The 21,316-nt window shown below is 58.4% G+C and carries 20 protein-coding genes; 14 read left to right on the top strand and 6 right to left on the bottom strand.

Annotated elements, in window-relative coordinates:
* Window positions 1–269 precede the first annotated feature (269 nt).
* The gene (locus ACP3PW_RS03505; protein WP_426415279.1) at window positions 270–596 is read right to left on the bottom strand and encodes a hypothetical protein; all 327 of its coding nucleotides are present in this window, start codon (window positions 594–596) and stop codon (window positions 270–272) included.
* Between the two features lie 97 nt (window positions 597–693).
* Window positions 694–2,922, bottom strand: a complete 2,229-nt coding sequence (locus ACP3PW_RS03500) for an NADP-dependent isocitrate dehydrogenase (RefSeq protein WP_426415278.1) — start codon at window positions 2,920–2,922, stop codon at window positions 694–696.
* 498 nt (window positions 2,923–3,420) lie between these two features.
* Here ACP3PW_RS03500 and ACP3PW_RS03495 point away from each other — a divergent pair, with 498 nt between their 5' ends.
* The 7 genes from ACP3PW_RS03495 to yfbR all read left to right on the top strand — a co-directional run bounded on the left by ACP3PW_RS03495 (window position 3,421) and on the right by yfbR (window position 11,955).
* Window positions 3,421–3,804, top strand: coding sequence for a type IV pilus assembly protein FimV (locus ACP3PW_RS03495; RefSeq protein ID WP_426415277.1), 384 nt, complete (start codon window positions 3,421–3,423; stop codon window positions 3,802–3,804).
* Window positions 3,805–4,088: 284 nt separating this feature from the next.
* Window positions 4,089–5,009 (top strand): cytochrome-c peroxidase, encoded by a 921-nt coding sequence (locus tag ACP3PW_RS03490; protein WP_426415276.1) that lies wholly within the window; start codon window positions 4,089–4,091, stop codon window positions 5,007–5,009.
* On the top strand, window positions 5,010–6,740 hold the full coding sequence (locus tag ACP3PW_RS03485; RefSeq protein ID WP_426415275.1) for a DAHL domain-containing protein: 1,731 nt from the start codon (window positions 5,010–5,012) through the stop codon (window positions 6,738–6,740).
* 25 nt (window positions 6,741–6,765) lie between these two features.
* On the top strand, window positions 6,766–7,602 hold the full coding sequence (locus ACP3PW_RS03480; protein ID WP_426415274.1) for a response regulator: 837 nt from the start codon (window positions 6,766–6,768) through the stop codon (window positions 7,600–7,602).
* Between the two features lie 237 nt (window positions 7,603–7,839).
* Complete coding sequence (locus tag ACP3PW_RS03475) at window positions 7,840–8,199, top strand: group I truncated hemoglobin (RefSeq protein WP_426415273.1); 360 nt, start codon at window positions 7,840–7,842, stop codon at window positions 8,197–8,199.
* 100 nt (window positions 8,200–8,299) lie between these two features.
* Window positions 8,300–11,263, top strand: a complete 2,964-nt coding sequence (locus tag ACP3PW_RS03470) for an ATP-binding protein (RefSeq protein WP_426415272.1) — start codon at window positions 8,300–8,302, stop codon at window positions 11,261–11,263.
* 104 nt (window positions 11,264–11,367) lie between these two features.
* Window positions 11,368–11,955, top strand: a complete 588-nt coding sequence (yfbR, locus tag ACP3PW_RS03465) for a 5'-deoxynucleotidase (RefSeq protein ID WP_426415271.1) — start codon at window positions 11,368–11,370, stop codon at window positions 11,953–11,955.
* A 22-nt stretch (window positions 11,956–11,977) separates the two neighbouring features.
* Here yfbR and queD read toward each other — a convergent pair whose 3' ends face one another.
* From queD to queC, 3 genes are read right to left on the bottom strand one after another with little or no spacing between them, the layout of a single operon-like run.
* Window positions 11,978–12,334, bottom strand: coding sequence for a 6-carboxytetrahydropterin synthase QueD (gene queD, locus ACP3PW_RS03460; RefSeq protein WP_426415270.1), 357 nt, complete (start codon window positions 12,332–12,334; stop codon window positions 11,978–11,980).
* Window positions 12,334–12,987, bottom strand: a complete 654-nt coding sequence (queE, locus tag ACP3PW_RS03455; protein WP_426415269.1) for a 7-carboxy-7-deazaguanine synthase — start codon at window positions 12,985–12,987, stop codon at window positions 12,334–12,336. Before queE ends, queD begins: the two co-directional genes overlap by 1 nt.
* A 14-nt stretch (window positions 12,988–13,001) precedes the next feature.
* Window positions 13,002–13,661 carry a 7-cyano-7-deazaguanine synthase QueC gene (queC, locus tag ACP3PW_RS03450; RefSeq protein WP_426415268.1) on the bottom strand — a complete coding sequence of 220 codons (660 nt, stop codon included), beginning with the start codon at window positions 13,659–13,661 and terminating at the stop codon, window positions 13,002–13,004.
* Between the two features lie 307 nt (window positions 13,662–13,968).
* On the opposite strand from queC, the gene ACP3PW_RS03445 reads away from it, so the two are divergent.
* Complete coding sequence (locus tag ACP3PW_RS03445) at window positions 13,969–15,450, top strand: C13 family peptidase (protein WP_426415267.1); 1,482 nt, start codon at window positions 13,969–13,971, stop codon at window positions 15,448–15,450.
* A gap of 2 nt (window positions 15,451–15,452) precedes the next feature.
* Entirely contained in the window at window positions 15,453–16,457 is a 1,005-nt protein-coding gene (locus tag ACP3PW_RS03440) for an asparaginase (protein ID WP_426415266.1), read from the top strand.
* Between the two features lie 8 nt (window positions 16,458–16,465).
* Here the strand turns inward: ACP3PW_RS03440 and ACP3PW_RS03435 are convergent, their stop codons facing one another.
* Window positions 16,466–17,056, bottom strand: coding sequence for an opioid growth factor receptor-related protein (locus ACP3PW_RS03435; RefSeq protein WP_426415265.1), 591 nt, complete (start codon window positions 17,054–17,056; stop codon window positions 16,466–16,468).
* 80 nt (window positions 17,057–17,136) lie between these two features.
* Between ACP3PW_RS03435 and ACP3PW_RS03430 the strand changes: the two genes are divergently transcribed.
* The 5 genes from ACP3PW_RS03430 to ACP3PW_RS03410 all read left to right on the top strand — a co-directional run bounded on the left by ACP3PW_RS03430 (window position 17,137) and on the right by ACP3PW_RS03410 (window position 21,275).
* A complete protein-coding gene (locus ACP3PW_RS03430) occupies window positions 17,137–18,246 on the top strand; it encodes a hypothetical protein (RefSeq protein WP_426415264.1) in 1,110 nt (369 codons plus the stop codon).
* Between the two features lie 35 nt (window positions 18,247–18,281).
* Window positions 18,282–18,464, top strand: coding sequence for a hypothetical protein (locus ACP3PW_RS03425; protein WP_426415263.1), 183 nt, complete (start codon window positions 18,282–18,284; stop codon window positions 18,462–18,464).
* A gap of 71 nt (window positions 18,465–18,535) precedes the next feature.
* Window positions 18,536–18,883, top strand: coding sequence for a hypothetical protein (locus tag ACP3PW_RS03420; RefSeq protein ID WP_426415262.1), 348 nt, complete (start codon window positions 18,536–18,538; stop codon window positions 18,881–18,883).
* A 158-nt stretch (window positions 18,884–19,041) separates the two neighbouring features.
* Entirely contained in the window at window positions 19,042–19,515 is a 474-nt protein-coding gene (locus tag ACP3PW_RS03415) for a multicopper oxidase domain-containing protein (RefSeq protein WP_426415261.1), read from the top strand.
* Between the two features lie 80 nt (window positions 19,516–19,595).
* Window positions 19,596–21,275, top strand: coding sequence for a sensor domain-containing diguanylate cyclase (locus ACP3PW_RS03410; protein ID WP_426415260.1), 1,680 nt, complete (start codon window positions 19,596–19,598; stop codon window positions 21,273–21,275).
* Window positions 21,276–21,316 lie beyond the last annotated feature (41 nt).

Below are 21,316 nucleotides of genomic sequence, written 5' to 3'. Positions count from 1 at the left end.
GGGCGAGTTGGGCACTCAGGGTGATACTCGCTATCAGCCATCATAGCAGCGTCGGTGGTGGGTGGGTGAGGGCCGCGCCGGGAAGTGCGACTTTCTTTGGCAGATCAGGCAGGAGCAATCATCGGCCCGTACTTCCTGTACATCGCCGCTACCGCGCCCCACAGGGATGTGGGAAGTGCCGGTCTGGCAAGGAGCATTGAGCGGCCCATCCGTGGCTCTCGCGTCATACGACCCACAAGGACGTGGGGAGTGCCACTTTCTTTGGCAGATCAGGCAGGAGCAATCATCGGCCCGTACATCCTGTACATCGCCGCTACCGCGACCCACAGGGATGTGGGAAGTGCCGGTTTGGCAAGGAGCATTGAGCGGCCCATCCGTGGCTCTCGCGTCATACCGTACTTCCTGTACATCGCCGCTACCGCGACCCACAGGGATGTGGGAAGTGCCGGTTTGGCAAGGAGCATTGAGCGGCCCATCCGTGGCTCTCGCGTCATACCGTACTTCCTGTACATCGCCGCTACCGCGACCCACAGGGATGTGGGAAGTGCCGGTTTGGCAAGGAGCATTGAGCGGCCCATCCGTGGCTCTCGCGTCATACCGTACTTCCTGTACATAAAAAAAACCAATGCGATGGTTGGGTTTTGATAAACGCGGGGGATGCGCGCCAAGGCGATCCCCTTTGGGCTCCGGTGTTTAGTTACCGGGCAGGAGTGCGTTCAGGGTTGGGCTGGGGCGCATTGCTGCGCTGACCTTCGCCGTGTCGGGCTGGTAGTAACCGGCCATATCGACGTGCTGGCCCTGGGACTCTTTTAACTCGGCGAGGATCTTCTCTTCGCTGTCGCTCAAGTCCTTGGCAAGGGCGGCAAAGGATGCAGCCAGTTCGGCGTCTTCGGTTTGTGCGGCCAGCGCTTGCGCCCAGTACAGTGCCAGGTAGAAATGGCTGCCGCGGTTGTCGAGTTCGCCGACCCTGCGCGATGGAGATTTGCCGGTTTCGAGCAGCTTACCGGTGGCCTGGTCCATAGTCCGGGCCAAAATTTCCGCTTTTGAATTTCCGTCCTTGGCGGCGAGGTCTTCGAGGGATACCGCAATGGCGAGGAATTCGCCGAGGGAGTCCCAGCGCAGGTGATCCTCTTCAACGAACTGCTGGACGTGCTTGGGTGCGGAGCCGCCGGCACCGGTTTCGAACAGGCCACCACCGGCCATCAGTGGCACGATAGAGAGCATTTTAGCGCTGGTGCCGAGCTCGAGGATGGGGAACAGGTCGGTCAGGTAGTCGCGCAGAACGTTGCCGGTGACCGCGATGGTGTCGAGGCCGCGCTTGAGTCGCTCCATGGTGTAGCGGATGGCGCGGTCAGGGTTGAGGATGTGGATCTTGAGGCCGCTGGTGTCGTGATCCTGCAGGTACTTGTCGACCTTCTTGATCATCTGTGCATCGTGACCACGGTGCTCGTCGAGCCAGAATATGGCAGGCATGCCGCTGGCACGGGCGCGATCCACGGCCAACTTAACCCAGTTCTGGATGGGGGCATCCTTGGCCTGGAACATACGCCATACGTCGCCGGTCTCAACGCCCTCATGCTGCAGCAGCACGGTGCCGTCGCTGGCAACGATACGCATGGTGCCATCGGCGGGGGCTTCAAAGGTCTTATCGTGGGAGCCGTACTCTTCTGCCTTCTGCGCCATTAGTCCCACATTGGGTACAGTACCCATGGTGCGCGGATCGAAGGAGTCGTGGTGTTTGCAGAAGTTGATCATCTCCTGATAGATGGTGGCGTAGCAGCTGTCCGGAATTACCGCCTTGGTGTCGAGCAGTTTACCGTGAGCGCTCCACATCTTGCCGCCGTTGCGGATCATGGCGGGCATGGAGGCATCGACGATGATGTCGCTGGGGACGTGAAGGTTGGTGATACCCTTGTCGGAATCCACCATCGCCAGCTCGGGGCGGGCTTCGTAGCATTTGCGGAAGTCGGTTTCGATCTCGGCACGCTTGGAATAGGGCAGGCTGTCGATCTTGAACAGTACGCTACCCACACCGTCGTTGGGGTTAACGCCCAGCTCGGCCAGGGTGTCGGCGTGCTTCTCGAAGGCCTCCTTGAAATAGACGGTTACCGCGTGGCCAAAGACGATGGGGTCGGAGACCTTCATCATGGTAGCCTTGAGGTGCAAAGAGAAAAGCAGGCCCGCATTGCGAGCGCCTTCCATCTCTTCGTCGAGGAACTTGCGTAACTTGCGGGTGCTCATGTACTGGGCGCTGATGATCTCGGCGTCTTGCACCGCCACCTCTTTAAGCACCGTGACCTTGCCACCGTTTTCAACCATCTCGATGCGCAGGGTATCGGCCTTGTCCATGGTGGTGGAGATGTCGCTGGAGTAAAAGTCACCGTCGCGCATATGGGCAACGTGGGTGCGGCTGGCCTGACTCCACTTGCCCATGGAGTGGGGGTTGCTGCGCGCGTACTGTTTTACTGCAGCCGGGGCGCGGCGATCGGAGTTGCCTTCGCGTAGCACGGGGTTTACGGCGCTGCCGAGCACCTTGGCGTACTGGGCTTTGATGGCTTCTTCGTCAGCGTTGGCCGGTGCTTCGGGATAGTCCGGGATCTGGTAGCCGTGGCCCTGCAACTCGGCAATTGCGGCCAGTAGCTGCGGAATAGACGCGCTGATGTTGGGCAGTTTTATGATGTTGGCTTTGGGGTCCTGGGTCAGCTCGCCCAGCTCTTTCAGTGTGTCGGGAACGCGCTGGCTATCGCTGAGGTTCTCGGGGAAGGCGGCCAGGATTCGAGCAGCGAGGGAGATGTCGCTGGTTGCCACGTTAATGCCGGCTGCGGCCGTGAACGTATTGACGATAGGGAGCAGGGAGTACGTTGCCAGTGCAGGCGCTTCATCTGTGAGGGTGTAGATAATCGTCGAATTCTTGTCTGTCATTTTGGTCCCTACCTTAACTGTCTGGATGGCCACCAACTGCTTGCTGGCCATATGCCTGTGAAAATCGTATGCGCACGTGTTAATTCTGGCGCGGATTATACCAGAACTACCGGCGAATTTGCCTCTGCTGCCGGGACTGTCTGGTCCGCTGTGCGGGCGTCTGCTTGCGATCGACTGGATGCAAGCCGGTGTGGACGCCTTAAGCAAAGGAGCCCGAGAGGGGCGCGTGTCCGTCTGGTGTGTGCCACCGGGGTTTCCTGCCGCCATCCGCAAATTGTCGACAATTTTGCGAATAGCTCGGGATTGTACGGCTAAATGCGGCTGAAGGCTTATACGACGATGGTACTAGGCCCTGTTGGTAGCGGATGCTGAAGCCGCTCCGCCAGTGATCGGACCGGTCTGGCGTGGGCGGGGAGGCGCGTACTGTGAAATGGGCAACCCACCCGCGGCAAGCGCCGTGCTAGCATCTGAGGTGATGTCTCGATACGGGGGTGCGCAATGATCGGTTTACCATGGATACGAACCCTGCCCTGGGTTTTCTGCCTGCTGCTCAGTGGGCCGGCGCTGGCCGTTGGTCTCGGTGAGTTGCAGGCGGAAACCCGCTTAGGGCAGCAACTCAATGCGCGCATATCGATTGACCCAGGTGGCGCGAACATTAGCCTTAACGAACTCCAGGCGAGCGTTCTGCCCCCTGGGCCTGATGCTGCCCCTGAGAGCACCCACTACTCCTATCAGGTGACGGTAGAGGAGGCGAAGGGGGATGGCTTCAGGGTTCGTATTCGCTCCCGGCGTCCGATCGCCGAGCCCTATCTGGAGTTGAGGGTCCAGCTTCGCTGGCCCGGCGGCTTGCTGACCCGCGAGTATACATTGCTGCTGGATTGATCTCCGGTGGGCTGTCTGCTTTGAACCGGCGCCTTCATAATGAGCGAGCGCTCGCTGCATGGGAGCACAACAGGCCGCGACTCAGTTGACAATAATCAAATTTAATGTGACGCTTCTCACAAATGGGGTCGTCAGTGACCGAGGCGCAGACTTCGGCGGATGGGAAGCCGCAGGGAGTTCACCCAGCAGTGGGTGCGTTGGATGTACGGCCAAAAGAAGCAATAAAAAGAAGAATCCTGTATATGTTTCAGCATCGTAAACTCGTTTTATGTGCAGTTGCTGGCTTGATATCACTTGCAAGTGGTTACGCTTCCAGCGCCGAACCGATCACTCCCCTACCCCTGAAGGTTGAGGTAGACGTTGCCAAAGCGGAGTTGGGTAAGCTGCTCTTCTTTGATCGCCGATTATCCTCCGACAACACCCTGTCCTGCGCGAGCTGTCATGACCTCAAAACCGGGTACGGCACCGACCTGGCTCCGGTTTCGACCGGTGTTAAGGGTCAAAAAGGGGAGCGTAACTCCCCCACAGTGCTGAACTCCGGCTTCAATTTTACCCAGTTCTGGGATGGCCGAGCGGCGGATCTTGTGGAGCAGGCCCGGGGCCCGGTCACCAACCCCATCGAGATGGGCATGGCCTCCTGGGATGAGGCCGTTGTCAAGTTGGCGGGCGATGGGGAATATACCGCAGCCTTTAATGCTATCTACGGTAGTGACATTACCGCCGATGGTATTGTTGAGGCGATTGCCGAGTTTGAGAAGACCCTTATTACCCCTAATGCACCCTTCGACAAGTTTCTGCGTGGGGACCAGAATGCGATCTCCGAGCAGCAAAAGCGTGGCTACCAGTTGTTCCAGTCCTACGGCTGTATTGCCTGCCACCAGGGACAGAATGTTGGCGGCAACATGTTCCAGAAATTCGGCGTGCTCAAGGATATCGTGATGCAGGAGGGAACCCTGGCCGAAGACTTGGGCCGCTACAATGTCACCCGCAACGAATGGGATAAGCGGGTTTTTAAGGTGCCCAGCCTGCGATTGGCGGTCAAGACGCCACCCTATTTCCACGACGGTTCGGTCCCTACGATTGATGAAGCGGTGGACATCATGATTCAGTTTCAGCTGGGGCGCGATGTCCCTGCGGCGGACAAGCAAGCCATTATTGCATTTTTGGCTTCGCTGGTTGGCGAATTGCCAGAGGGGGTACGCTAGATGAAACCTTCTACATTACTGATCGTATTTTTTCTGCTCGCTCTCGGTGGAGGGAGCGCACTGTTTTATTACGAAACGCAGCTGCCCGATATCGATTCTATCGGTAGCGATGTGAATGAGCGCTTGCTTCAAATCGATGGTCTTGATTCAAGTGTGAGCGAGCTGGCGCTGCGCAGCCGTATCCGACTGGATACCAACTACGACGCCCTGGTAAGTTCGACCACCCAGCTGGACAGCGCCATCGAAAAACTTGAGTCAGACTATTTCGGCGATGACTCCATGGAAGGGTCGCTGGTGCAGCAGCGTTTTGTGGCATTTCGCAGCGAGCTTGAAAACAAGAAAGACCTGATTGAGAACTTTAAATCCCATAACTCGGTGCTGCGAAACTCGGAGCGCTATGCGCCACTTGTTGGCCGTGAGCTGATGGCGGTTGCCGAGGAGCAAGGGTTGGCGGAAGTGGCGCGGTTCTACAGCAATGTGGTGTTCTCGGTGATGGATTATGCGACCCAGGGGCAGCTCACCAGCGCCGATGACCTCAGGGCCCAAATTGGCCAGATCCCGGAGACCGAAGCCCTGTTGCCAGCGGAGTCACTGTCACGAATTATCGAGTTTACCAATCATGTGGCGACGGTGGTGGAGGAGAAACGCCAGACTGACCGCTATCTCGCCAGCGCCCTGGGATCCACTTCTGACGCGCGTATGGGGGAGCTGGTGGAAGCCTTTGGCGCATGGCAGGTGAGCAAAGGAGAGGCGCAGCAGCAGTTTATGTTTGCGTTGACCGCCTACATTGCCCTTTTGTTGCTTTTCTCCGGCTTGATCGCTTTTAAACTGCGTAGCCTTTACGTCTCCCTCGATGCTCAGGTTGCCGAGCGTACGGCGCAGGTGGAGGAGGTCTTTGAAGATCTTCAGAACTCTGAAAAACAGTTGATGCAAACTGAAAAAATGGCGTCTTTGGGTCAGCTGGTAGCCGGGGTTGCCCACCAAATCAACACCCCGCTGGGTTACATCTCCAGTAATATTGATACCGTCAAAGCCAACTTGTCGGAGGTCACAAGCCTCTACCAGATCGCAGGACTCATGGAGCGAGAAGCAACGCGTAAACCCGCTGACAGGGCCAAGCTGAGCGAGCTCATGAAGAGGAATATTCTGCTTTATCGCAAAATTAAGCAGAGTGAGTCGATGCAGGATGTGAATGAGCTGCTTGATGATTCCGGTCACGGACTCAAGGAGATCGCGCAGCTGGTGGACTCCCTGCGTGAATTCAGTCGCGCGGAGTCGGGCGATGCGCAGCCAGCCGATATTCACCAGGGTCTGGAGGCCACGCTCAAAATTTGTGGTCATGTGATCGGGGAGCGCAAGGTAGTGACCCGCTATGACGAGGCATTACCCCTGGTCACCTGCATGCCCGCGCAGCTCAACCAGGTGTTTATGAACGTGCTTACCAATGCAGCCCAGGCGACCCAGACCGATAGTGGTGAAATCGTCATCGAAACCCGCGCCACCGATGATGGGGTGGAAATACTGTTCCGCGATAACGGTATGGGTATGGATCCGGTCACCCAATCCCGGATGTTTGACCCCTTCTTCACCACCAAGGGTGTCAACGAGGGCACCGGCTTGGGAATGTCGATCTGTTACAAGATTATGCAGAGCCATGGCGGTGAAATAGTGGTGCGCAGTGAGCCGGGGCAGGGTACCGAAATCTGTCTTCAGCTGCCTCGCGTGGCTTGAGTGAATCGAACGATGGAGGTGCATCGTGTCTGTTGAATCTGCAGCGGCTATCAATAGCTCCAGCCGGCCCCATGTGCTGGTAGTCGATGATGAACCACGGGTTCTGCGCTCGCTGCGAGCGGCATTTAAGTCCCGTTACAACATCAGTACCGCTAATGACGCCAGTGAAGCAAGGCAGTTGATCGGACAGGGAGCCTCTTTTGACGTCATCGTGTCCGACGAGCGTATGCCCAATGAGAGGGGGCACGAGCTGCTGACCTGGGCTCGCCAGCACCAACCGGGCAGTGTGCGAATTCTATTGTCGGGAACCGACTTTAAACAGTTGGAAGCGGCTATCGAAGGCGCCGAAGTGTTTCGGTGCTTGAGCAAACCCTGGGACCTGCAGGAGTTCGGCCAGGTGCTGGATCAGGCCGTGGAGCAGTCCAGACAGCAAACTCATTTGTTGAAGCCCGAGGCGACCGCTGGCAGCAGTTGCCAGCTGGCGGTGCTCGACCCCGACATTGATTATCAAGCCCTCTATAGCACCCTTGCGGAGAGTATTGAATCTGTTGAGTCTGTACAGGTGGCTCAATCGCCCGAGGCGCTGTATGAGTTGCTTGAACACTCGAACCCGGTCGGGGTGGTGTGCCTCGATCTGGCGTTGGGAGCCGAGACGGTGCAGAACTTGATGCAGCATCTGCAGGGTGAGTACCCAGCCATTGAGGTGCTGGTTACCGCGTCCCCGGCCTCGGCCCGCGACTATCTGGCGCAGGGCGGTCGCAAGCCCCGTCAGAATATTATCCTCAAGCCGGTATCTGCCGCGCGACTACAGCCCGCCATAAACAGCGCTGCCGTTCGTGCCCTGGAAGCGATGGGCCGATAAGCTGTCCCGCGCCCCTTAGCGGGTGCGCCTCCCTCGTGGTGTTCTGGATGCTGGTTGATTTATGTCAACTGGGCTATGCTGATGGTTGAACGCTGGGGGGAACTATTTGCGCTCCAATTGCGTTGTCGCCAATGGCATTCGCTCGCTGTTTCAGCCCCACCCCGCAACGTTTATTCCTGCCTTTATTATCGACTCGCGATACTCCGTTCCGGGGGTATGCGGGTAAGGAGTTCTCTAGTGAGCGCAGTATTGTATGAACGCTTGGGGGGCGCTGCGGCGATCACCTCAATCGCCAATGATATCGTTGACCTGCACCAGCAAAATCCGCGTATCTCTCCTCGCTTTGCAGGGTCTGACACGCCCGTCCTGAAGCGACGAGTGGCGACCTTTTTCAGTATGGGGACGGGGGGACCATCGGAGTATGAGGGGCAGGCGATGCTGGAGGCCCATCGGGGTATGAACATCGATTGCGCCGAGTTTATCGCCGTAGTGGATGACGCACTGGAGGCGTTGCGCCGCAATGGGGTGGGGCAGCGTGAGCAGGAGGAGGTGCTGTTTATCCTCTACAGCATGAAAGCTGACATCGTTAAGGTGTAATCCAATTTCAGCACAACGGAACCCCGGCAGCCTTTATTGCACGGCCTGTGGGGCGCTTGCGGATTCGCCCCATAGACGCTGTACCGTTTGCGGTAGCGCTTTGCCCACACCCTGTCCCTCATGTGCGCAGCTGAATAGCGCCCAGCAATCCTACTGCTGTGGGTGCGGTCAGGCGCTCTGGGCAGCGGACGTTGTCGAATCTGATGATAATGCCGAGCGCCGCCAATTGACGGTCATGTTCTGTGATCTAGTGGGCTCGACGGCGCTGGAGATGACTGCCCGGGTTGCCCGTATCCGGGTGGGTGAGCATCCGCAGCTGGGGGCAAGGGTAGGCATCGAAACCGGCCTCGTAGTGGCCGGGGATATCATTGGCGACGGGGAGGCCCAGGAGCATGCCGTGCTGGGGGATACCCCCAATCTTGCGGCGCGACTGCAGGGAGTAGCGGCCCCCGGCACGGTGGTGGTAGGTCCCGGCACCTACCGCTTGGTCAGTCGGCGTTTTGTTGTCGAGGGGCTGGGACAGCACAACTTGAAGGGGATCACCTCGCCGGTGAACGCCTACCGGGTCGATGCGGTACTGGAGCATGCCCGAGCGGCACCCGTGGCACCGATCGTAGGACGCCAGCAGGAGATTGAACGGTTGGCGCAGCGGCTATGCTCGCCAACGGGGCAAGGCTGCGTCGCGGTGATCGAAGGCGAGTCCGGCATGGGGAAAACCCGGTTGCTGCAGCATGTGCTGGGCCTGGCCTCGGGTCGCTTTGAACGGGTCATCTTGCGCTGTTCACCGTTCTACCGTGATCGGCCGTTGTACCCCATTCGCCGGCACTGGAAAAGCCTGTTGGAGATGCAGGGGGCTGCGGACAATGTGCAGGCATTGCGGCAGGTTCTTGAGATGCACGGAGTCAACAGTCAGGAGCTTTTCGAGCTGTTGCAGAGCGCGCTCCTCGACAGCGATTCGGCGGCCATAGACGGGGGCGGCGGTGGGGTGGCGGAGGCTGTGGATGGGCGTGCTGCCCAGCAGCGACGCAGCGCGATGCTGGCAGCGTTGCAGGAGGTCGTATTGCAGTTCAGTCGGCATAAACCGCTATTGCTGGCGGTGGAGGATGCTCACTGGATCGACTCCTCTACGGCTGAATTTTTACAGCAGCTGTGTCGGCGCTCGGAGATGGAAAACCTGTCGGTGCTGGTGACCTCGCGCGAGCCGCTGGGCTGGATGCCGGAAATGGCAACGGGTTTGCTTCACCTCTGTCTCGAACCCCTCGATCAGCAGGCGGCGCAAGCGATGGTGGTAGCGGTTGCTGGAGGTCAGGCACTATCGGAGCAGACCCGTGCGGAGATTCTGCAGCGCTCCGGAGGGTCACCTCTCTATGTGGAGGAGCTTACCAAGGCGGTACTGGATGGTCAGGAGCAGGGAGGAGAGGCCCACCGCGTGCCGTCATCATTACAGGATTCACTGCGGGCGCGGCTCGATCGTTTGGGCCCCGATAAGCTAATCGCCCAATTTTTGTCGGTGCTGGGCCGGCATTTCAGTCATCGCGTGATCGTTGCCTGTTCGCCCTTTACCGAGGGTGAGTGTGCGCGGGGACTCGAACATTTGTTGGATGCCGGGCTATTGGTGACGACCGGGTCCGGAGTGCGACAGAGCTACGCCTTTCGCCACGCTATGGTGCAGGAGGTCGCCTACGAATCCCTGCTCAATCGAACCCGTCGCACCCATCACCGGCTGGTGGCCGAACGTATTCAGCAGCAATTACCCGAGATGGCGGCGACCACCCCGGAGCTGCTGGCATCGCATTTTGAGCAGGGGGGGAAACTCATCGAGGCGATCGATTGCTGGCATCGTGCTGGCCAGCATGCGGCAGAGAGTTGGGCTCATGTCGAGGCGGTAAATCACTTTACGCGGGCGTTAGAATGGATCGCATCAATTGACGACCGCGACCTGCTGGCGGAGCGAGAGCTGGTGCTGCGGGTGGAGTTGGTGCGCTCGTTGAGGGTTCTTGAACGCGGTGACGAAGGGCTTGAGCAGTTACCGATGGCGATGGCGGTTGCTCGTCGGCTGGAGCGAGAGGCCGAGCTGGCCATGTTGCTCAATTTACGAGGCAACCTGCTGTTTTCCCGGGGTGATATCGACGGCTGCCTGCAGAGCCACAAAGAGGCGATCAGCAGTGCCCGTGTCGCAGGCTCTCCGGTCGCCGAAATACAGGCTCTGAGCGGCATCGGCGATGCCAACCTGTTGCAGGGCATGGTTGCCACGGCGGAGCAGGCCTACAACAGCTGTCTAGCGCTCTGTACGAGCGCCGAATTAAGCCGATTTAAACCGCCAAATTTGAGCCTGCGGGGTCATATGCGGCTGTACCTCAACCGCCTCAACGAGTCGGAGCAGGATGTCCGTGAAGCGATTCGGCTCTCCTTGTCGCTACGGGACCGGCGCACCGAAATGGTGGCGCGGGGCAGCTGTTTGGCAAAAACCCTCTGCGAGCAGGGCGACTATGCATGGGCCTGCTCGGAGCTCGAGCAGGCACTGGAGATCGCCAACGGATTGCATGCGGAGCGTTTCGAGGCGCTCTACTTGCTGTTTTTGGCGCGGGCTCGTCGTGGTGCAGGGTGGGACGGCGATATCAATAGCCTGGCTGAGCGCGCGATCAGCATTGCTGCGGGTACAGGGTTTGGTTACGTCGGTGCGATCGCCTTTGGGGCAAAAGCGCTGGTAGCCTCTGGGGCTGACGAGCGTCAGCGGGCGCTGCAGGAGGGGGAGCGCCTGCTGACTCCGGGGGCCCCGAGTCAGAACTACCTGTGGTTTTTACGCGATGCGATAGAGGTTTCACTGCTGGACGCCCAATGGCTCCAGGCCGAGCGCTACGCCTGCAGGCTCACCCAATACACCGAGCGCCAACCGCTGGCTTGGCCGAACCTATATGTCGATCTGGTCGCTACCCTGGCGGAGGAGCGTCAGCCAGGTAAAGAATCCTCGTCTGCGCGCTCCCCCCTGGGGCTCCGCCAGCTTTGCCTCGACAGCGGGGCGGGTGCGGCACTGCAGCTGTTTGATCGGGTGCGGAGCGTTTAGGCTCGTAGGACCCAGGCCGTGCGGTTGCGATGTTGGTAGCCTTTGCATTTGAGACGCAATCCGACACACTGGCCGCAGCACTAACGCGCAGGGGAATCGGAACTATGAGCGAAAGCAGCGAATTTTTAACGCGCATTCGTAAGTTGAAATGGATCAATCGCTGGGGGCTCTCCAAAAACCTGGTGTCCGAAAATGTGATGGAGCACAGCTGGGAGGTGGCGGTGATCGCGCACCTTTTAGGGTTGTTGGCGCGCCGCAATGGTGAAGCGGTGGATCCGGCGCAGTTGGCTCTGGCAGGAATCTACCACGATGCCACCGAGTCGCTCACCGGTGACCTGCCTACGCCGGTAAAGTATCACTCACCGCAGCTGCAGCAAGCTTACAAGGCGCTGGAACACGAGGCGGTGGAGATGCTGTCAGCGGACCTTGCACCGGATCTGGGGGAGGAGATCCGCGCACTGTTGTCGGGAGAGCACCTGAGTGAGAAAGAGGCCCAGCTGTTGAAGGCCGCGGATATGGTGGCGGCCTACCTCAAGGCAGAGGAGGAGCGGGACGCGGGTAATATCGGCTACATCAAGCCCCTGGGGTATCTGCGCGAGCGTATGGATAAGCTGAACTGCCCCGAGGTTGAGCAGCTGTTCGCGGAGTTTATCAACGTGGAGATCAAATCAGAGGGGCCGATTCGCGAGTAAACCTCCGCTTACGGCCCCGCGGCTAGTCGCCGTGGTAGACACAGCCGCAGGTGCAGGTCTCCTTCACCTCAATGCGGCTCAACAGGGCAAGCCCGGGTTTGAGTTGTTGCCAGATCCAGCGCGCAAGATTCTCGCTGGTGGGGTTTTCCAGCCCCTCGATGTCGTTCAGGTAGTAGTGGTCGAGACGCTCATAGATCGGTTTGAAAGCGGATTTGAGCTCTGCAAAATCGATGATCCAGCCGCTTTGTGTATCGACCTCGCCCTCGACTACGATGCGCACCTGAAAGGAGTGGCCGTGGAGGCGTCCACACTTATGTCCGGCGGGGACGTTGGGCAGCCGGTGAGCAGCCTCGAAGGTGAAATCCTTATATATTTCCATTATTCGATGCCTATTAATTTGTGGGTTTGCAGGCTCAGGCGCCACTGCGGGTGGCGCAGGCAGTAGTCGATGGTTGACTGCTGGAGATTTCTATCGCTGTGCAGGGGTTCAATGTCATCGACCAGCGCCATGGGTTGCAGGTAAAAATGAGTAAAGTCCATGCCGTCGAAGCGTGTTGGCGGCGCCTGTTCCTGAGGATAGACCAGCTTCAGTTCATCGCCTGCGGTGACCACAATGTCGGTGGCGCCCTTGGGGCTGACGCAGATCCAATCGATACCCTCGGGCAGGGGGCGGGTGCCGTTGGTTTCTATCGCGACCTCAAAGCCCTGCTGGTGGAGGGCCGTCACCAGGGCGGCATCGAGCTGCAGGGCGGGCTCGCCCCCGGTGCAGATCACGTAGGGGACACCGCCTTCGGTGGCGGGCCAGAGTGCTCTCAGGTGCTGGGCCAAAAGGTCAGGGTGGCGGAACTTGCCGCCATTTTTGCCATCGCTACCGACGAAGGCGGTATCGCAGAAATCACAGATCGCACCGGCGCGATCCCGTTGTCGACCCGACCAGAGGTTGCAGCCGCTAAAACGGCAGAATACGGCGGCGCGCCCGGTATGAGCGCCTTCGCCCTGAAGCGAATAGAACGCCTCTTTGATGCTGTACATGGTGGCCTCCCCGCTTACTCGTAGTCGAGAGGATCGGTGGCGTTGTTGAGCTCAAACGCTTCCAGGCGCTCGACACAGGAGCCGCATTTTCCGCAAGCGCGCTCGCGACCGTTGTAGCAGGTCCAGGTGTCACCGTAGTCGAGCCCGCGCTCCAGTCCCCAGTGCAGAATGTCGATCTTGTTCTGGTGGAGGAAGGGGCTGTGAATCTCTACCGGCTCGAAATTGGCGATGCGGGTTACCTCATTCATGGCATCAACAAACTCGGGACGACAGTCGGGGTAGATCGTATGATCGCCGGAGTGGGCGCCATAAAAGACCTGGTCCGCACCGATTGATACCCCGTAGCCCACCGCCAACGAGAGTAGAATCATATTGCGGTTGGGAACCAGGGTGCTCTTCATGTTTTCGGCGCTATAGTGTCCCTCGGCCACGGCTATGTCATTGGAGGTGAGCGAGGAACCCTGCAACAGGCCGTTGATGGCGGTGATATCGGAGATCTGGTGGGGGATTCCAAGCTTGTCGCATACCCGCTGGGCGTAGTCGAGTTCGCGCTGGTGGCGCTGGCCATAATTGAAGCTCAGGGCGTAGACCTCAAAGCCCTCTTCGATGGCGCGGTGCAGCACGGTAAAGGAGTCCATTCCCCCGGAATAGATAACAACGACTTTTTTGTTCATGAGGGACCTGTCCGGTATGGGTTGGCCGCGTATCGGCGGCAGGGGCTCGCGGTGATTAGGTGAGGCGATAGGTGTGTATTTTAGCCGGTTATGGGCGCAGAATCGATGCGGTATCCCCCGAGCTGGTCGATATTTGTACGCTATTGTCGTGCCCAATCGCCAACGGTGGACCCTGTCGGGTCACATAATCCTTGAGCGCGAGCCCACTGATGGAGAGGGGGGCAATGGTCGCTGGGCAACCCGCTCATTCTGTGGTGCACTGGCTGGGTATTAACTCAAGGTTTTTGGGCGCGCGGGAGGTCGGCAAATGCGTAGTGGTGTGCGGGGTATGGTAGCCAATTTGAAAGCGGGCGGACGTCTGTTGTCGTGGCGATCATTGCGGGCGGGGCAACTGGCGATCTCCTTCGATCAACTGGTGGCCTTGATCGCACTCGATCTGCTGTTGCAGGTTGCCGGCGATTGGTTGCAAGCGCCGCCTCTGGCCCAGTTTAATCCCTGGTCGCTGCTTTATAGTGCTGGCGGATGGGTACTGATCGGGCTCGCTGCCTGGCTGGTTACACACCTTCTGCGCCGTCGGAATCTGTTGCTGCCGCTGTTGGTTGGCCTATTTGCCCTACTGCCGTTACTGCATCTGCTGCAATGGCTCGCTTACGCCATACAGGGAACAGCGTTGGCGTTCGAAGCGCTGCCCTTGCTGGTGGGCGTGGTTCTATTGTGGGGGTTATGGATTGGACCTTTGCGGTTACTGCGTCTGTTCGGTGTCGGCCCCTGGCGCGGGGCGTTGGCGTCTCTCCTGTTGTTGCTGTTGTGGATGCCAGTGGCGGCGACCTACTCCTCCTACGCGGGCTTCTGGGTTGAGGCGTACGATGACGAGCGCTGGCAAGAAGATGAGATGGCAACGCCTTACGCCCCGCTGGATGGGGAGGCGCTGTTAATCGCCCAGCACCAGCAGCTCGGCGAGGCGCTGGGAAGGGTAGAGCCTCAGCGCCCCGGGGTGACTGACCTCTATTTTGTCGCCTTTGCGCCCTACGCAAACCAGGATGTGTTCCTCAGCGAGGTGCAGATCATCCGCGACCTCATGGAGCGGCGCTTCGATGCGGCGGGGCGCGCGTTAACGCTGGTGAATCATCGTGATACCTTCTTGCTGCAGCCGCTGGCTACGGTGACCAATCTACAGCTCTCCCTGCAGGCGTTGGGGGAGGTAATGGACCCCGAAGAGGATCTGTTGGTGCTCTATCTGACCTCCCATGGTTCGAAGGATCATCGGCTGGCGGCGGAGTTTGGCGACCTGCCCCTGACCGAGCTGACGCCGCCGCGCCTGGCTCGTATGCTGGAGCAGGCGGGTATACGTTGGCAGGTGGTGCTCATCTCCGCCTGCTACGGTGGTGGTTATCTGCCGGAGCTGGCCGATGACAGCCGCTTTGTAGCGGCTGCGGCCGCCGCAGACCGCACCTCCTTTGGGTGCAGCAACGACCATGATATGACCTATTTCGGCAACGCACTGTTTCGTGAGCAGTTGAGCCAGCGCTTCTCCATGATTGATGCCATGCGGCAAGCGCAGCGTTCGATACTCGATCGCGAGCGGCAGGAAGCACTGGAGCCTTCGTTGCCAGGGTTTCGGGTGGGTGAGGCGATGGCGATCAAATGGCAAACCTTCAGCGATCGGCTGTCGATGCTGGCGTGCGACAAGCGTGTGAGCGCTGAAGGGGCGACAAATCAGGGTGCTGCGCTCTATGAGGGTCATCATGGCCAGTGCAGTGGTATCCCCAATAGTAGTGAGGAGAGGTAGGTATGACAGCGAATCCAGTACTGGTTGAGGTGATGCGTGGCGGTATCGTGGAGAGCCGTCATCGGGGTCGGGCAGTGGTGGTCGATGCGTCGGGTGCGGTGCGCTGGCATTGCGGTGATATTGAGGAACTCACCTTTCCCCGTTCGGCCCTGAAAGCCTTCCAGGCGCTCCCGCTGGTGGCCAGCGGGGCCGCAGACCATTATGGATTCAGTGACCAACAGTTGGCGTTGTGCTGTGCCTCCCACAGTGGAGAGGCGAATCACCATGATTGTGCGGCCGCCATGCTGAAGCAGCTGGCGTTGGCTGAAAAGGATCTCGAATGCGGATGGCATTGGCCGATGAATGATGCCGCCTCTCGCGCTCTGGTCGCGCAGGGTCTGACTCCGGGGGTATTGCACAACAACTGTTCGGGTAAGCACTGCGGTATGTTGGCGCTGGCGCGTTACAAGGGGTGGCCGACCGAGGGTTATGTGGACCCTGCACATCCGGTGCAGCAAGCCATTCGCGAGGCTATCGAAGCCTGTTGGGAGGTGGATCTGGCGGGTGCGCCGGTCGCCCTCGATGGCTGCAGTGCGCCGATCTGGGCAGTGCCGCTGCGGGTGTTGGCTCAAGGTTTTGGGCGCCTTGGCGCCCCCGGTCAGTTGCCGGAAGCCTACCGCGAGGCCGCTACACGGTTACTGAGGGCCTGCATGCAGCACCCCCATTATGTTGCTGGAAGCGAACGTTTTTGCAGTCGCTTGATGACTGAGCTGGGCACCCAGGTGTTTGTTAAGCTGGGGGCGGAGGGCGTCTACGTGGCGTCTATTCCGGGTCGCCAGCTGGGTATCGCGGTGAAGATCGATTCTGGCGATGTGCCGGCGGTTGAGGTGGCGATCGCGAGTCTGCTGGCTCAACTTGGGGTCGAGGTACCGAGGCATTTTACCCACCCCTCCATACGCAATCGCAGGCAGCGCCTGAGCGGCCACTATCGGCCTTCAGCGCTACTGTGCGGTGCCTTGGCGCTTTGATCGGGGGGTTATCGCGGTAGCCCCAGCTCAATCTCCTCAACTGTGGGCGAGATCTCCGGCATCAGCGCCGGGCGGGTGCTGGCGTTTTTCCAGTAACCGGTGCAGTCGAGGTCGTTGGGCTCAATACCCTGTTGGTGCAGGGTATTGAGCAGGTATCCGAGTAATTCGTAGGCCAGCGGTGCCAGTCCCAGACAGCTGAGGCAACCCAGTACCCGGCTGATGCGCAGGTGATTGTGATTGGCGCTGCAGCACCAAAGGGGTTCCTGTTCGCTGGCAACGTCATTGGCGCTGAAATGAAGGTTACGGCGTTGAATTCCCCAAAAATGGGCGATGCAATCGACAGAGGTCAGCAATTCGCTCTTTGCGTTGGGGTGGGATAAAAATCGCCGCGCCAATGTTTCGGTCAGTAGCGGGGACTGCTGGTTGGCACGGCTCGCCTCGGGGAGGGGAAACAGCCACTGGATATAGTCGTGGGTGCCTTCGAGCCAACTGAAACGCTGCCGCCGGATCTGGGCCAGGGTGCGTCCCCGGTTGTCTTCGCCGCCGTGAAGATAAAACTGCAGCCACTGCAGCTGCATGGGGTTCAGGCGCGATTCCATGGAAGACCTCGTTGAGCAGTTAGTTTATTGTAGACCTTTCTGCTTGATCAGGATGCCACCGACGCGGGGCCATGAGGAATATGAGAGACCCGATCTATTTCAAGAGGGCGCTAGGAGCGCTTGTCGGACTCGTGCTGGTGCTCGGCGCTGCACCGCTGCAAGCGATCAACTATGTCGTGCTTGAGGGCGAAGAGGATCACCTGCGGGAGCCGCGACAGAAAATTTTGCCCTATGGGTTCTATAACGATACCACCGAACTTGCGGTCGCAGCAGCCTATGTAGTATCGGGATATTTTCAGCCGCAGATGTTTATTGTCGGTAACGCCTTTACCAGCAGCAACGGTTCCAACAACCTGGTCGCCATCTTCAAGGATGTGCAGATCCATGAACGTCTGTTTCTGGATCAGTCCTTTATGTTGGCAGATTATGGTGAGATTCACTCCTACCAAAACGGTAACTCCTCTTTTCCCGACGAGCGTGCCGGCAGCCACGACTCCGACAAGGATAACTACGTCGATGCGGAGGGGTCGGATCGTTACTATCGCACCAAGTTTCGATACCTACTCCCAATCGGGGATGGCGCCAGCGGGCCGATCCACACCTTCGTGATCGATGACAAGGGTTTGCTGGTGGAGGGCTCCGAAGCGGGAGCGAGAGAGTGGAATCCTTTAACCAGTGGGCGCACGATCACTGAGCTGGAGCTGTTCTACCGCAAGCAGGATCTGGACACCGAAGATGGTGGTAGTAGCCTGCTGGAAACCAGTGGTGTGCGCTTTTCATTGGAGTACGACAACGCCGATTTTTACCAGAATCCAACCCGCGGCAGTCGACAGCGGGTGGCAGTGTTCAGGGATTTTGGCACCCTGAGCCAGAGTATTCCCTGGACCAGTGTCGAGCTTGAAGCGACCAAATATTTTAATATTGGCGCCACCGATACGGCCGCGCAGCGGGTGTTGGCAACCACGATGTGGTGGGCCGATGCCCCCACCTGGGACTCCTCCAGCCGCATCGATGGAAAAAAGCAGTTTCATCGCCCACCGCTATTTGCCGGGGCGACACTGTGGGGGGCTCGATCGCATGAAGGGCTACAGCACCAACCGTTTTCACGATCGCTCCGCCGTGCACTACGCGGTGGAGTATCGCCATATGCCCAGGGACAACCCATTCCAGCGAATCCCACTGCTGGATAGGCTCTATATCCCCTGGTGGCAGTGGGTGGCAGTGGGTGGCGTTGGCCGAGGTGGGTCGGGTTAACGATGAGTGGGACCTATCGGAGCTGCACTCGGATATGAAATGGAACCTCGGTGGTGGTATTCGCCTTGGGGTCGATGGGATCGTCGTCCGTGCGGATGTCGCTATGGGAGATGAGGACGCACAGGTGCAGATGTTTATTAGCCATACGTTCTGAGGGCAGTACTGGGAAGTCGGGGGCGCTAGTAGTATGCTAACCGGTTGACGAGAGTTCTAGCGAGAGTGTCCGTGAAACACCCCCCCAGCAAACAGGATGTGCGTAAGCAGTTGCAGCAGGAGATGGACGCATTTCTTTCCGGTGGTGGAGTGGTGCGGGAGATTCCCCGAGGTAAATCGGCCGTTGCGCCGGGAGAGATGCCACCGGGAATGGGGCGCAGTATCCCGTCGGGGGCCCCCAGCGTCAAACGCGAGTCACTATTACATGTCACCCAGGCCATTGATGAGCGCCAGCGCATGAAGCGAGCGAACAGGGCCCGCGCGACGCCTCGTAAGACGGACCGTGGTCCGAGCAAGGTACCGGTTTATGACGATTTCGGCGAGGTGATACGCTGGGAGTGGCGCGCGACTAAGCCGTGATGCGAGTCATACGGTGTGATCATTTTAATGTTTTGTGTAGTGGTGCACAGTTTTCCGGGTGCTGCTATATTGTGGTCAGCCTCTGCCATATTGTTGTCCTCCTGATTTTCAGGTCGTAATCATGCGCCTGCCCAAGGCGCCATCAAGAGGGTTGTTTCGTGAAAGCATTATTAGCGGGTTGTCTGGCAGCTGTGCTGCTGAGTGTTTCTCTGTTTGCCAACGCAGCAGATTACATCACCAATGCCTCCGAGATCGTCAGCAACACCGACTGGGACAAAATGGAAACGGTGCGTGTAATTATGGGGGAGAAGGGGGAAAAGCTATTTTATAAACCCCAAAAGTTGACCTTCAAAGCGGGGCAGCCCTATAAACTCGAGCTGGTGAACAAGGGCAAGAAGAAGCACTATTTCACCGCCGCCGGGTTCTTCCGTAATATCGCTACCCGTAAAGTCCAGTCAGACAAAGACGGCGAGATCAAGGCACCCTATTTTTTGGCGTTGGAGATGATGCCCAAGGGGGGTAAACTGGACCTCTATTTTGTCCCGGTTACACCTGGTGAGTACGATGTGATTTGTACCATCGATGACCATGCCGATCGTGGCATGCATGGCTCCATCACGATTGAACCCTGAGGGGCGCTGTCTTGAATGGGGTGGCCCCAAGACCAAACGATTATACGCTGGCTAATGAGTCGGATGCTGGAGTAGACAGTGTGACATTCAGAAAGATCGGTCATCGAATTATCGTGGTGGTGGGGGCCGTCGTGGTTGCCGGCCTCGTTACCATGGTGTTGTTTTATACCGAGAAGCAGCAGCAAAGCATCATCACCCAAAACGAAGAGGCCGCCAACAAGATCACCAGCAGTGTCATCAACGTACTCGAAGCGGTGATGCTGGCGGGCTATGCCGACATCGCCCAGGCCTTTGCCAACAGCTTGCGAACCATTCCCGATGTGCATGAGTTTCGCATCATGCGCACCAATGGGATGGAGGCTTTTCGGGATAACAGCACCATAAATGCAGTCAATCGCTACCGTGGCGAGGAGGATTTTTTCCCTCGCGATGAAGAGAAGCAGGTGCCCATTTTCGCGGCGGATAATCTGCGCTTGCAAGAGGTTCTATCCAGTCAGCAGATGGTGCGGTATTACGATAAAACCGCCAGCGGGGAGAGCTTCCTTACCTATCTGGTGCCCATTGAAAATAAACAGCAATGCCAAAAATGTCATGGCGATAATCACTCTATTCGCGGCGTTATTAAACTGACCACAACCCTGGCCCGCATTGACGCCGAGATAGAAAAAACCTGGCAACAATCCCTGCTGGTGTTGTCGGGCTCGGTGCTGCTGATTCTACTGGTCACCTGGTGGATGGTACGCCGCTCCGTGGTGCAGCCGATCAATCGCGTGACCTCCGCGATGGAGGCGGTGTCGCGAGGAGATATGAGTCAGAAGGTGCCGGTGTTGGGTAGGGACGAGCTTGGATCAATGGCCCAAAGCTTTAACCGAATGTCCAGCGAGCTGCAAACTACCTACCTGGGTTTGCACCATGAGCAGAATAAACTGACGACCATCATTCTCAGTGCCCAGGAGGGGATGGTGGTAACGAACGCCGCCGGTGACGTGGTACTGGTGAACCCCGCCGCCGAACAGCTTCTGCAGAAGAGCCACGAGCAGATTGTGAGCGAGGGCTTTAAGCGCGTGTTCGACAATGAGGTGCTGATGGAATCCTGGTTGCAGCTGTCGGATCAGTCGCTGGAACCGATTATCTATGAGTACAAGGGACACATGCTGAGCACCTCCATCGCGACCATTCGTAATGAGCAGGGGGATGTTATTGGCTCCTCGGCGTTATTGCGCGACATTACCAACCAGAAACGGCTCGAAGAGGAGCTGCGCGCACTCTCCAATACGGATGCGCTCACACGACTGTTTAATCGTCGTTTTCTCGATGAGAGCCTGAAGGCCGAGCTGGAGCGCTCCTATCGCTATAGCTCGGAGCTATCGATTTTGATGTTCGATGTCGATCACTTTAAAAAGTTTAACGACAACCATGGTCACGAGCAGGGGGATCGGGTCTTGCAGGCGATCGCCCGCGAGATGCGCAGGTTAAGCCGCAGTGTCGATTTTGCCTGCCGCTATGGTGGTGAAGAGTTTATGATCATTCTGCCCAATACGGGGCTGGAAGGCGCCGGGGTGTTGGCAGAGCGATTGCGCTCGGATATTGAAAAAACCGAAGTTGACGGTCTTAGGGTGACTATCAGTATCGGTGTTGCCAGTGCTCGGGATCATAAGCCCAGCGATGCCGCGAATTTTATCTCGATCGCCGATACGGCGCTCTATGAGGCGAAAGATGCCGGTCGCAACTGCGTCCACACCGCCACATTGGCCCACTGAAAACGGTTGTTGGAGTTTTCAGGCAGATAAGGCGTAGCAAT

It is taken from the genome of Aestuariirhabdus sp. LZHN29, assembly GCF_049985285.1.
Taxonomy (GTDB): domain Bacteria; phylum Pseudomonadota; class Gammaproteobacteria; order Pseudomonadales; family Aestuariirhabdaceae; genus Aestuariirhabdus.
Note: the sequence above shows the minus strand (reverse complement) of the source record. Positions and strands in the feature narration are given on the sequence as shown.